The organism is Janthinobacterium sp. ROICE36 (genome assembly GCF_002869965.1).
Lineage (GTDB): Bacteria > Pseudomonadota > Gammaproteobacteria > Burkholderiales > Burkholderiaceae_D > Janthinobacterium.
Genome location: NZ_PEBS01000013.1, coordinates 86,934 through 100,248 on the forward strand (window position 1 = coordinate 86,934; position 13,315 = coordinate 100,248).

Consider the following 13,315-nt stretch of genomic DNA (forward strand, 5'->3'; position numbering starts at 1 on the left):
GCAACAGGCAATATTATCCGCCATACAGGCGTTGCTGGCTTGATTCACACACGCTCTTTGAACAGTTTTAATGCGCGATGCCTAAAAAATAAGTATTTAATACGACACTTGGGACCCGCAGACGGCAAAAAGGGCCTTCACCGGCCCTTTTTGCCGCCCGTGGACGCCTTATCAGGCCGGCACAGTTTCTTCTTCTGCCACGCTGACGGCCTCCACTACCGCTGCAGTGCTCGTATCGGCCGGCGTAAAGTTGCGCAAAAACAAGAAGAACTGGCCCATCATCTGCGTCCACAGTTGCAGATTGATATACAGGTACTCCTCGCTGACGCCACCGGCGACCAGTACATCCATTTCCAGCACGACAAAATCGCCATGCTGGGCCACGCGGGCAAAACGCTTGCTGCGGTGCCATTCGGTCAGCAAGCCGGCCGGCAAGTCGCCGCCCTGCACGCGCAGCGGGCAGCTCAGGGTCAGGTCCGCGTACTGGCCAGGCGCCGCTTCATTGCCCCACAGCACTTGAAAGCCGATGCCATGGCTGGCACTGTGCAGGCGCACGACGCCGTCGTGTTCGATGCTCGTCACGGCGCAGCCGGCCGCCTTGATGGCGTCGGCCGTTTGTTCCGCATTCAGTGTGGTCAGCAAGTTGGTGTTGGTGTGTTCCATCGTCATTCCATTTCAGCAAATAAAATTATTGGGGTGCCGGCGCGGGAGCGGCCGACGTGTCACTTGTTTGACGCGCATCAAAGCGGCCCTGGTACAACTGGTCGCCATACTGCTGGGCGATTTGCTCGAGCCTGACGCGGCTTTGCGCGGCGAACGGCTGGCGCGCTTGCATGACGTCCAGCACGCCGAGGCCTTCATACGCTTGCAAGATTTCCTGCCCGGCCGCATATAGCTGGGCATTCTTGCTTACACAGCGTGCCAGGGCGCCGCGCTGCGACGCCACTTCGCCGTCGAGGTGCGCACGCTCCGCTTCGATCTGCTTGCCCGTGGCGGCCAACTGTTCGCTGGCCTGGCGCAATTGCGCCAGGTGGGCGGCCGATTCTTGCGCGACGGCGGCGCTGCGCTGTTGCTGCTCGCCCAGTTTTTCCCGTTGCGCGCTCCTGCGCCAGCTGCGACTGGCTGCGCGCCAGCTCCTTCTTCAAGCCATCGCGGGCAGGCGCAGCGGCAGCAGCGGGCGCGCCCTTGGCTTTCAGCACTTCCAGCTCGCCGCGCGTCTGCTGCAGCTGCGCCGTGACATTGCGCAACTCGGCCCGCAGGCGCTCTTCCATGCTTTGCCCCTTCTGTCCCTGCGCCTGGGCGGCGCCACCGGCCAGCAGCATCAGCAGTAAAACCGGCAAGCGCGTTTTGTTGAATATCAACATCATGGCTCCTTAAAAACGCGCGTTCAATTCGATTTGCAGGGTGTCGATCGACAGCGCCGAACCGAACACTTCACGGCTCGACGTCCAGCGGCCGTTCAACCAGGTATTCTTGTCGAGCGCATACGCGCCGCCCAGGTAATAGCCGCGCGCATTCGTGCCGCCCAGGTGGAAGGTGGAATCGTTGTAGGCGTCAGGCAAGGCATCCGGTTCGATGCGCTTGTAGCCGAGCAGCACGTTCCAGTCGCCACGCGCCGCCGGGCTGGCCCTGCCCAGGGTCGCCTGCAACATGTAGGCATTGCCGCCGCTCCTGAAATCGGCTTGCGAGACGCCGCCCGTGCCGCCGAAGTTGTTCATGATGCCGCCCTTGGCGCGCGTCCACATTTCACTCTTGTCGTAGGCCATGTTGCGCACATAATCGCCTTCGATGCGCAAGTCCGTGCCGCCGGCCACCTTGCTATCCCAGCGCGCATTCAGATTGGCCAAACGGAACTTCGACGCCAGGCCCACGAATTGCGGCTGCGGCGTATTCGCCGGGTCCAGCGGGTTCAGCGCAATATTGCGCAACAGCATCAAGCTATTGCCCTTTTGCATGCTCGATGGACGCGACCAGTCCGTGCTGCAGCCATCGGCGCCCGCGTACAGCGCGCACGGCTGCGAATACTTGCCGCTGATGTTGCGGAAGTTGTAGTAGGCCAAGGCAGCGCGCAATTGATGGTCGCTATTGATCTTCCACGACGCGCCCACCTGCGCGCCCAGCAGCCATTTGTTTTCGCTGGACATTTTTGCCTGGCTGCGGCCAGGCGCATTGTCGGATGAATACTCAAGCGGAATCAGGCCCAGCGTGCCGAACACGGTGACGTTCTTGCTGTCGCCGACGGGCTGCTGCAGCTTGGCGGCGATGCCGTCGAAATTGAGTTCGCTGGAAAACAGTTCGTCGCCCGATACAAACGGGTTGTCGAAGCGGCCCGCCGTCAGTTTCAGCCACGAAGCGGGCTGGTAGGACAGCCAGGCCTGGTCCAGCCAGATGTTTTTCTTGCCCAGGCCACCGCCCAGGGTTTGCGTGGTGGACACCGGGCTGTCATCGTTGCCGCTGGCCAGGCGGATGCCCGCTTGCGTGCTGTCGGAAATATCGGCCAGGATGCCCAGGCGGGCGCGCGCGCGCAGCAAGTGCTTGCGGTCTTCGCGCGAGTTGAGCAGCGCCGGCAGGGCCAGGTTGGTGTTCGAATTGACGTCGTAGCCGCTGCCGCTGTTGAGGGCGCGCCAGTCGATCTCGATATTGCTGTTGGCCATGTCGTAATAGCGCGATTCATAACGCGCGCGCACATCGCCTTCGACGCGGATGCGCTTGGTCCAGGCCGGCGTTTCATTCGGCGCCGCCCAGCCGCCCGCCTTCGCGTCGGCCAGCACTTGTCCCTTGATCTCGTCGCGGATCTGCTCGCGCACGGTTTGTGAAATATACGGCACGCGCACGTCGCCAGGCTGCACCTGCGCCAGGGCCGCCGGCGCGGCGGCCGGACGGACTTGCGCTGCGGCTAGCGCTTCGTTCTGCGCCTGCGCCAGCAGCGCTACACCGGCATCCTTGTTCAGGGCGCCGCTCTGGATCAGGCCGCGGATCAGTTTGACCATGGTGCTGTCGGCCGGTGCTTGCGCCTGGGCTTGCACGGCGCCTGCCGCCATGCTCAGGGCCAAGGCGGCCAGCGCCAGCGGAAGGCGGCGCAGGCGCTGTGGAGAGGAAAATAAGGAATTCATTGTTTCTTTCGAAAAAAATTAATATGCATTGGGGCGTTATGGCCGGCGGCCCTTGATGGATACGCGGGCCGGGAAACGCAGCGAAGCCGGCGGTCGCTCATCGGCGCGGAAGTCGCGCACCATGGCCAGCACCTGCTCATCCGTCTGCGCATTGCCCGTGCCTTGCACAAGGTGGACCTTCGACGTCCGGCCTTCCGCATCGAGCCACAGGTCGACGCGGATGTCGGCGAATGCCAGCTGGCGCGTGCGCGGGTCGCGGGCGAACGCCATCTGCAAGGCATTGGCCACATAGCGGCCATACGATCCCGCGCCGAGGCCACCGCCACCGCCGCTGCCGCTCATGCCGCCGCCGCGCCCGGCCTGGATGCCGAAGGCGTCGCTGCCAGCCTGCGCTGCGCCGTCGATGGTGACGGGGTCGCCCTTGTCCGGCGACGGACTTTCCGGCGCGTCATCCATGGGCTTGTCGGCCGGCGTCGGTTCCGGCTCCGACACTTCCGGCACCAGCTTGTCGGGCGTCGGTTCCGGCAGTTTTTCCGGTTCCGGCGGCGGCGGTGGCGGCGGTGGCAGCATCAGCATCGGCGGCGCCGCCACTTCGCGCCTGGTGGCCGCCGTGTCCGACAGCAAATACCAGACCAGCGCGGCCAGCGCAGCGGCCAGCAGCGCGCCGCCGGCCACGCCGCCCCAGCGGCGCCACCACTGCGCCGCGCCCGACGGTGCCAAGGCGGCCGTCTTCATCATGTCGTCACGCTTCACCTTGCGCTCCTCATGCCGGCTTGCCGGTCACCAGACCCACCTGGTTCAGGTCTATGCGGCGCAGCAAGTCGAGCACTTCGACCACTTTCGCGTACTGCACGGCGGCATCGCCGCGCACGATCACGGGAAAGTCGGGCGTCAAGGCCTTTTCCGTGCGCAAGCGCTCTTCCAGCTCGGGCAGGGTGACGGGGTAGGCATCGAGGAAGACCTGGCCCGCGTTGTCGATGGTGATGGCCTTGGTCTTCGGTTTTTCCAGCGCCATGGCCGAACTGGCCTTGGGCAGGTCGACCTTGATGCCGGGAATGCTGGCGTTGCTGGTCAAAATGAAGATCACCAGCACCACCAGCAGCACGTCGACGAAGGGCGTGATGTTGATGCCGCCGCTACGCTTGCGGGGGGTAAACTTGGCGGAGGTGGCCATGGTTATGCGTCCCTCACGCCTGTTGCAGCACGGGACGCATCTGGCGTCCATCGCCCTGCTCTTCAGCCAGGCGCGTGGCAAATTCATCGACGAAGACAGTCATATCGGCGACGATGGCATCCGAACGCGAGGACAGCCAGTTGTAGCCGAACAGCGCGGGAATCGCCACGCCCAGGCCCGCAGCCGTACACAGCAGTGCTGCCGCCATGCCCGGCGCCACCGAGTTGATGTCCACGGCGCCCGCCATGGCGGCCACGACGAACACCAGCATGATGCCGATCACGGTGCCGAACAGGCCCACGTACGGCGCGCCTTCGATGGTGGTCGCGAGCCAGATCATGCGTTTCGACATGCGTTCGCTTTCGCGCACCATCACGCCATCCATGGCCGCGCGGATGGCGCCGATGGTCGCGTTCGAGACAGCGTTCAAGTCGTAGCCACGGTCATGCCGGCGGCGCATTTCGTCGATGGCCACGTCATACAGGCGCCACAGCGAGGAATCCGTCTGCACGGAAGCGCTCAGCTTGCCGTTGCGCGCCAGGTGATCGAGCGGCGCGCCGGCCGCTTCGTGGAAGGACTGCATGAATTGCGCATTCGCGCGCGCGATGGCGCCATAGCTGCGGCCCTTGCCGATCATGATGATCCACGACAAGACCATCATCAGGCCCAGCAAGCCCACGACGATCCAGGCGTCGAGCGGCATGGCGGCGATGATGAAGCCGAAATGGCTTTTACCGGCCTGCTGTTCATCTGGGCCAAACACGGCCAGGCGCGATTCGGCACCTTGCGAGACGGCATCGGCCAGCAGCAGCGCATCGGGACGGGCCGTGCGCGACAGGCGCAGCTCGTCGATAGCGCCCGTGAAGTTGTTCAGGGTGGCGGCGCCGGAGGCGGTCGGCGGCGCATCGGCGCCCACCGAGGCCGCCGTGGTAAAGGCCGGCAGCGCGGTGGCCAGCGACACGGCCGGACGGCCGCCCACATACAGGGCCACGTTGTTTTTATCGGCTTTCACGGCCAGATGCGACCATTGCGCGGCCTGGATCGGTTGGCCGGGTTTGCTGCGCTGGCCATTCACTTGCACGAACGGCACGCCCTGGTCGATACCGATCAGCAATTCACTGCTGCCGTCGCGGCGTGCATACAGCACTTGTCGCGCGCCCAGGCTGTCCGGGCGTACCCAGGCCGAGAAGGTAAATGGCGCAGCGGCGGCCAGCGCCAGCGAAGGCGAGGCGGGCAGCATCAATGGCGTGGTGCCCAGGCGGGCGCCCGTGCCGATGACGGAACCGTCGAGCGCCGGCACGGCCGTCTGGGCATGGTTGCCGTAGGCGGTGCTGTCGCGCGAGGGCACGCCAGGCTCGGTGAAGTGGTACACCAGGCTGTAGTCGGGATCGAAGGTGCGCTGGCCATTGCCGGAAGCGGGCGCCTTCGGATTGCCGTAATACATCCACAATTTCTGCGGCGTTCCGGCGCTCAGGGCAGGCACATCGACCCAGATCAGGGCGATGCCCAGCAGCGGGTTGAATTGCTCGATCTGGTGGTTCAGCACCGTCTTGTCGTCGCCCGCCACGAAGCGCAGGTCGGCGCCGTTCTCGCTGACGCCTTCAAAGTTGAAATTACCCGAATGCAAGCGCAGCAGCACGGGAATGCGGCCGGGATCACCGCCGACGGCACCGGCCTTCGGGCCGGCATCGACGGTGACGGGTTTGCGGTAAGCCCAGTCGGGCTGCCACCAGGCATGCGCCAGGCCGGGAACGAGCGTGCCCAGGATCGTGAGCAAGAATAAGAGACGTCGAAAACGTTGCATGACAGTGATTCTCCGAAGAAAAGTCTAAAAAAGTAGAGTGCGGGTGAGCTGGCCCGTCAGTAGCTGGCCGACAGGTTGAAATTGATGCGGCGCACGTGTTTGTGCGTGCGCGGGCCATCGCGCAGCGGGTAGGCAAAATCGATGCGGCCATTCAGGTAGCGCAGGAACTGGAAGCTGCTGCCCACGCCCACGGACGCCAGGCCGAACAGGTTTTTCTGTTCCGGCAGCGGGTCGCGCAAGCGCAGGCGCGCGCCATCGGCAAAGGCAAACAGACGCCAGTTTTCCAGGCGGCTGAAATACGTCAGCTGGGGCGTGCGCCATTCGACGGTGCCCGAGACGCCGTAGTCGCCCGTCGCTTCGGCCGACAGATAGCCGCGCACGGAATTGGCGCCGCCGGCGGCCATCTGCTCGCCCGACACCAGCGCCGCATCGGCCAGCTGGCCCGCCAGCTTGCCGTACAGCTGCGCGCCGCTGCCCAGGGTGGTCGTGGCGTTGGCGTCGCCCTTGAGCACGAGGAAGCTGGGCGAGGCCTTGTAGCGCTTGTTGTCGTAGGCGGCGCTGTCGCTGCCATAACCGAACCCGGCGCGCGTGCCGGCCACCAGCGAAAGGCCCAGGCCGTAGGTGGCCGTCTCCGTCTGCGCAAAGCCGTTGTAGGCCACGCTGAGCGGTACATACTTCAAGGGAATGCTGGAACCGGCGCCATTCAGTTGCAGCGCTTCCTGGTTATCCTTGAAATCGATGCCGGCAGAAAAGCTGTGCCACCAGATGCCGCTGTTGGGCACCGTGTAGTTGAGCTTCATGCCCAACGCATGGCCCTTGCCCAGCACGCTGGTGCCGCCCGCGCTGGCCACGTTGCTGTTCGACTGGTAGCCCATCGCTTCCACGCTCCAGCCCTGCGTGCCGATGGGCGCCACGTACGAGGCGGACCACACGCGGGTCTGGTTCAGGTCGCCCGGCGTGCCGAAAAAGCTGATCGTGGCGCTATGCCCGAGCTGCCACAGGTTGTCGTGGCCGACCGACACGCTGCTGCGCAACTTTTTCGTGTCGGCGCTGTAATCGTTGTTCAAGCCCACGCTGGCGCGCCACGGGCTGCTGTCTTCCACTTTCAAGTCCACGTCCATGGTGCCGGGCAGGCTGCCCTGCTTGACCAACGGCATCACCTGGCGCTTGGGACCGCGGTTCAGGGCCGTCAGTTCCACTTGCGCCTGCGTAAAGTCGGGCACCTTGCCCTGTGTCAATGCCGGCACTTGCTGACGCACGTCGAGCGGCGAGTTGTATTGCGCACCGACCACGCGCAAGCGTCCCACCTTGGTTTCGCTCACCTGCAGCACCACCACGCCCTGCTCCACCTGCTGCTCCGGCAAGTCCACGTAGACGGACTGGTAGCCCCGCGCTTGATATGCCGCAACGAGGGCATCGCGCGCCCCTTCCACGTCCTTCAGGGTGCGGCCCGGCCCCAGGAAGGGCGTGACCGCCTCTTCGATGGCACGCGCATCGAGCACGGTATTGCCGCGTACCAGGTATTCCTCTATCGTCACTTGCCGTTCCGGCAAGACCGGCGCGGCGACAACTGTTTCCTGAGCGCAGCTCATGCAGGGTAACGCCAGCATGGCCAGGCACAGCATCGTCAAGGCGGTCGCGGGTGCCGCCGGTGCTGCGCCCTTGCCCTGTTTTTTCATCTCACGCATCTTCCATTCACCTTAAAATCAAACGGTTGCCCTGTGTTGCGGCGCTGGGCCGGCGTTTTTTACTGCGGATGTGGTCCACCGAAGCTTGTCTACTGATGCCTAGACAGCCGCCGCCCACGGCGACTGTCGAATGTCATCAAATGTTCATAAAACTCACGGTTGCAGGCCGCGCCGCTCGTTCGGCGTGAGCGCCTGCAGCTGCGGCGCCGTCAAAGGCCCCGCGCCCAGCACCTGCACCACGCCGGCCGGCTGGTAGTTCGACGCCTGCGGCTCGCCGCCCTGGCGCTTGTCGGCACCGCTCTCGTCCGCCTGTTCGTTGCCAAAGCCCAATACTTTCACCGTGAACAGCGATGGCAGTGCCTGGCGCGTGGCGGCCCGTTCACGCTGCAGCACGTCCTGCGCCGCCGTCACGGCTTGCGTGGCGGCCGCGCTGGCATTGCTGAGCGCACCCACGTTCACTGCGGCGCTGGTCGGCATGCCCGTCGACTTGCCCTGCACCTGGATGTTTTCCGCGTTCACCACCTGCAGCGCGGCCAGGTTGACGTTGCCCGAGACGCGGATGCCCGCCTCGCCCGCATCGATGCTGCCCAGCGGGGCGATCAGGTCGATGTCGCCGGGCGGCACCTCCCGGATCGGGTTCAGGGTGGCGATACCGGCGCCCGTGCTCGGCGTGCTCGGTGACAGGCTGACCAGGCCGATGCTGTCGTAGACGCGGCGCTGCGGCGTGTACACGACGGTGGACTTGGTGCCACGGCCCGCATTGATGTCGCCCGTGGCCGACCAGGCCAGGATGTTGCCGCCGAAGGTGGTGAAGATGCGGCTCTGGCCCAGCAGGATGCTGTCTTGCGCATACATCTGGATCTCGCCCGCCCCCTGCGTCAGCACGCCCGAGCCTTCGCCCGGCGGATAGCCGCCATCGACGCCGATCAGGGCGCGGCCGCCCGGCACCGTGATGCCGATATCGCCGCCGAAATCCGTGTGGATGCCGGCATCGTTGACGATCACGTGCGGCACGTTGAGCGTCGGACTCCCCGCCTCGGCCCACTCCTGCGGGCTCAGGTAGCGCACGCCCGCCAGCGGCCGCCTGGTGTACACGCCGTCGTAGTCATTGAGCGTGTACAGCGCACTGCTGAACATCGTCAGGTCACCCTTGTAATCGATCTTCTTGCCCGTCTTGTCCTGGGAGGGGAACAGGGTGGCGATGGCCTCCCGGCCGCGCAGATAGCTGCCGCGGCGCATGCCGTCCGTATCGTTGTATTCGCGCCCGGCCGCCTTCAGCTCGGCAAAGTAGACATTGCTCAGGTACACCTGCTGCTGTTCCTTCGGCAAGGCGGCAAAGAAGCTGCGCGCATCGTTGGCCGGGTCGTAGCGGAAGCCCAGGCCGCTGTTGCCGCCAAAGCGCGTCGTCAGCCAGTTCACCAGGTGCAACTGGCTCACCAGCGCATACTCGCGCGCCAGGTCGCGCCGCACGCCGCCCGTCTGCTGGCCGGCTTTCTCCAGTTCCGCCTGTTTCGTGCCCAGGAAGGCAGGCGCGCCCGCCTCGTTGCCTTTGTAGCCGAACTGGCCGCGCAGCCAGTCGGCCAGGGTCAGCTTGCCGCCGTAGACATACACGGCGCTGCCGGCCTGGTCGGCCAGCGGCCGGCTTGGGTCGGCCAGCTTGGCCGGGTCCAGGTAGCGCGCCGCAAAGGCTGCATAGTTGGGACCGTTGCGGCCCACGCCAGCGGCCACGCTGATGCCGGCGCCGTTGCCACGTTCGCCGGGGCCGGCGCTGACGATGGCGCCGAGGCTGCGCAATTCCGCCTTGTCGGCCATGTACAGGTCGCGCCCGGCGCTGACGTTCAGCTGGCCCGGTCCCGCCACATAGAAAGTGCTGTAGCGGATATCGCGCCCGGCGCTGACGACGGAAACGTCATCGGCATGGCGGTGCACGAACAGGTTGCCGCGCGCGGACGAGCTGCCGGTGACGACCGGCTTGTCCGGGTAGTCGGGCCGGCCGACGAAGCCCTTGCTGGTCCATCCCGCCGCGCCATCCGGCACGCCCTCGACGCTGCCCAGCGGCGTGCCGGAATTGACGATGTCGCGCCCGGCGCGCACGGCCACGGCGGCGCCGCCCTCGTACCACACGCCCAGCGGACCCGTTTCGCCCTTCAGTGTCGCCCGGTACACGATGCCGCCCGTGCGCAGGCCGACGATGTCGCCGCTGTTGGCATAGAAATGCGCAGGCACCTGGCCCACCGGCACATAGTCCGACACCGTCGGCGCCGTCATGCTGAACAGCGGATAGGTCTGTGCGGCCTCGCCGGCGCCGTTGGGATTCGAACCAAAAGATAGCAGTGGCGAGGGCGCCAGCGCATTTGCACTGACGTTATGCAGCGGCAACAGGCCGAACCAGACTGGCTCCAGCGCGCCGACGAAGCCGGGGTTGAACGGGTTCGGCAACAGGCGCGGATCGGCGCCCGATGGCGTGATCGGATAGCCGGCCGCATGGATGGAACCGGCCGCCAGCAGTTCCAGCTGGCCCGTGCCCGTCCTGACAAATTGTGGCGCCAAAGGCGACGGCGCCAGGATCACGCCGTTTTGCGGCATGTCAACCTTGCTGCCCTCGCCCAGCCTGCCCAGGCTGGCATTGCCGTAGTACAAGCTGCCGCTGGCGGCCACGGCGCGCAGCACGGATGGCATGACATAACGCCCGTCCGATGGCGCGTGGTTGTCGCCCGTCACCGATTGGATCCAGGCGGACGTCGGCGTCAGATTGCCGCCGGCGCTGAACAGGTCGATGGCCGTGGCGGGCGTCCACAGCGAGAACCAGCTCCAGCCCTCGCCCTTGCGTTCCACGCCCCGATAGTTGAACGGCGAACCGTTGGCCAGCTGCTTCACGCGGCCCGCATCGGCCGTGCCGCCCAGCACCAGGTCGCCGCGCGCATCGATGCGCACGCCGCTGTCACCGGGCACCAGGACAGGCCCGCCGCTGGCAATGGCCGTGCCCGCCGTATAGGTTTCATACGGCCGCGATTGCTTCGGATCGGCGCGGTCGAAACGCAGCTCGACACCGCCCACGGCACCCGCTTCCATGCGCAGCGCACCACGCAGATTGGTGAAGGTGCTGTTGAGCGTGGGATACTGGCGCTCGAAGCGCGTATCGGCATTCGGGAAGTCGCTATTGGGGTCGAAGCTGCGCACCGCCGCGACAGGGTTGAGCCCGCCGCCGATGCGGATGTCGAGATCGCCGCCGCCCGTCAGCAGCAGCTTGCCGTCCGGCGTCACCCTGCCCGTGCTGCCCACGGCCACGTTCAGGCCCTGGCTGCGCAGCGTGTAGATGCCGCCCGGATCGGCGCGCGAGGTCAGCATGCCGGCGTCGCCGCCCGCCTGCAGCAGCACATTGCCGCCACCCAGGGTACCGATGCCCGTAAAGCCGGACACGACCGGCAAGCCGGCAAACAGGTCATAGCCTTCGGGGCGCGCGACATAGGTGCCGAAGTTGATCCACCATGCCGTCGGCACGCCCGCGCCCGTGCTGCCGCTGCCCTGGCGCCACAGCCAGGTGCCGATGTCGCTGGTGTCTTGCTGCGCGTTCAGGGTGCCGATGGCATCCCCGCGGCGGGTAAGGGCGGTGCCCACGGTGTCGCCCTTGACGTCGCCCTGGGCGCGCAGCAGCAGGTTGCCGCCGCGCTCGGGATACCAGGCGCGGTACAGGCTCTCGCTGCCGCCATCGACGAAACGCGTCAGCTTGTCGTCCAGGGCACCGAGCAACTGGCCCTTGGCGCTCAGGCCGCGCGGCAGGTTGAACAGATCCTTGGCATCGACCAGCGGCGAGGCCGACTGCGTGCCCGCCGTGTAGACGCCATACAACGAACGCATGTCGAAGTCGCCGGCAGCGAGCATGTCGAGGTCGCCAGTACCCGTGCGCAGCACGCTGAACAGGGGCTGGCGCGCCGGCTCCACGTTGGTCACATACTCGGGCGGCGTACCGTCGGCCACTTTGGTCACCAGATGCGCGCTGTACTCCAGCATGAGCTCTTCGCTGCTAAACCACATCTCGATATCGACCTCGCCTTCCGGGAAGCCCTCGCTGATGGCTTTTTCACTGAAGATATATTTGCCCGGCAAGCCCGTGTCCGGCTTGATCGACGTCCTTTCGCCCATGCCGTAATGCGTATCGGCCAGCATCAGATGGGCGTCCTTCGCATGCGGCCGCAGCGCGCGCGTATCGGCGGCGGCCGTATCGGTGCCGCCCACCAGGCGCAGCGACCACGCTTGCGAACCCTGGGCCAGCATGGGCGCCAGCGCCAGGTTGCGGCCCTGATTGCCCGTGCCATCTTCGGCGCGCAGCGCCACCATGGTCGCGTCGCCAGGCAGCTTGACCAGCGTGCCGGCGGGCAGCACGCTGCCCTTGTCCAGCGCCAGCGCCGAGGCCAGCACCACGCCGTTGACGGCATTGACGCTATCGGCCATCTCCATGGGCTTGCCTTCCGGGAAGGGCAAGGCGAGATTCGCCGGCCATAGCATGGCCGCCACGCGGGCCGCGCCAGGCAGGCGAAGGCCGGGATCGAGCTGCATGCCGCTCGATAAAGTCAGCGCCTTTTGCAAGACGGTGCCGGCCGCGTACAGCACGCTGCCATCGGCGTTGCGCACGGCGCCGCCCAGCACACTGCCGGCTGGCAAGTTCAGCTCTGCCGTCAAGGTGGCGGGCGCCGCCAGCAAGGTACCGCCGCGCAACTGCATCGGCTTCATCGGCACGGCGAAATTGACGCTCGTGCCCGACTTGAAATACGTGTCTTCCGCCAGGGTCACCAGGCCCGCTTGTGGCACGACCACCTCGCCGCCCCACGGCAAGCGGCCCTTCACCAGTTGCCAGCCCTTGTCATCCGGCGTGACGGGCAAGCTGCGGGTATCGAAGCCATCCGTGATACTGCCAAAGACGCTGAGCTTGCCACCGGCGCGCAGCACCAGCGCAGCGGCCTCGCCCGAGCCGTACACGCCGCTCAGGCGCGCCAGCGGATTGACGCCGTCGTAGCGGTGGCCGGACAGGTCGATGTCGCCATCGATGTGCAAATCGCCGCCCGGCGTGGCGCTAACGATCTCGACGCCTGGACGCAAGTGGAAGGCGTTGGCGTCGCCGCGCAAGCGGCGCAGCGTGCTGTTCATCAAGTTGGCATTCGCCAGCGCATTTACCATGAAGGCCTGGCTGTCCGCATGCTTCTCGTCCAGGTAAGCCTGCTTGATGCCCTGGTAACTGCGGCCATCCGCATCCTTGCCGGTGCCGGCGGGCGCATCCTTGTATTGCCAGAAGGCATAGACGTTAACAGGGTGTTGAATTAATCGCCGTGCCCGTCAACCATCACGGGCCGGTAAACGTTGTTTCATCAGCCCCACTTTCCCACCGCCATCATGCGCAAGACCGACGTCACCCAGCACTCTCTGTACAGTTACCGCTCGTTGGAGGAACGCATCCCGGATGCGCATCCCTTGCGCAAATTGCGAGTACTAGTCGATGCCATCCTGGCCAACATGAACGATGATTTCCAGGCGCTGTATT

At 65.8% G+C, this 13,315-nt stretch carries 8 protein-coding genes and 1 pseudogene; 1 reads left to right on the forward strand and 8 read right to left on the reverse strand.

All coding sequences use genetic code 11. The annotated features are described in order from the left end of the window. Positions 1-171: 171 nt before the first annotated feature. From CSZ94_RS07945 to CSZ94_RS07985, 8 genes are all read right to left on the reverse strand, one after another. Positions 172-663 (reverse strand): YbjN domain-containing protein, encoded by a 492-nt coding sequence (locus CSZ94_RS07945; protein WP_258000833.1) that lies wholly within the window; start codon positions 661-663, stop codon positions 172-174. A gap of 25 nt (positions 664-688) precedes the next feature. After that, positions 689-1,021, reverse strand: a complete 333-nt coding sequence (locus CSZ94_RS07950; protein WP_146009763.1) for a hypothetical protein — start codon at positions 1,019-1,021, stop codon at positions 689-691. Positions 1,022-1,373: 352 nt separating this feature from the next. Next, positions 1,374-3,113 (reverse strand): putative porin, encoded by a 1,740-nt coding sequence (locus CSZ94_RS07960; RefSeq protein ID WP_102121018.1) that lies wholly within the window; start codon positions 3,111-3,113, stop codon positions 1,374-1,376. A 36-nt stretch (positions 3,114-3,149) separates the two neighbouring features. Then, on the reverse strand, positions 3,150-3,866 hold the full coding sequence (locus tag CSZ94_RS07965) for a hypothetical protein (RefSeq protein ID WP_258000834.1): 717 nt from the start codon (positions 3,864-3,866) through the stop codon (positions 3,150-3,152). Between the two features lie 10 nt (positions 3,867-3,876). After that, complete coding sequence (locus CSZ94_RS07970; RefSeq protein WP_034753784.1) at positions 3,877-4,287, reverse strand: ExbD/TolR family protein; 411 nt, start codon at positions 4,285-4,287, stop codon at positions 3,877-3,879. A gap of 13 nt (positions 4,288-4,300) precedes the next feature. After that, positions 4,301-6,091, reverse strand: a complete 1,791-nt coding sequence (locus tag CSZ94_RS07975; RefSeq protein ID WP_102121019.1) for a DUF2341 domain-containing protein — start codon at positions 6,089-6,091, stop codon at positions 4,301-4,303. Between the two features lie 56 nt (positions 6,092-6,147). Further along, entirely contained in the window at positions 6,148-7,779 is a 1,632-nt protein-coding gene (locus tag CSZ94_RS07980; protein WP_102121020.1) for a ShlB/FhaC/HecB family hemolysin secretion/activation protein, read from the reverse strand. Between the two features lie 153 nt (positions 7,780-7,932). Continuing rightward, a complete protein-coding gene (locus tag CSZ94_RS07985; protein ID WP_258000835.1) occupies positions 7,933-12,924 on the reverse strand; it encodes a filamentous haemagglutinin family protein in 4,992 nt (1,663 codons plus the stop codon). A gap of 243 nt (positions 12,925-13,167) precedes the next feature. On the opposite strand from CSZ94_RS07985, the pseudogene CSZ94_RS28535 reads away from it, so the two are divergent. Continuing rightward, a pseudogene (locus tag CSZ94_RS28535) lies at positions 13,168-13,315 on the forward strand (IS5/IS1182 family transposase); the annotation flags it as partial.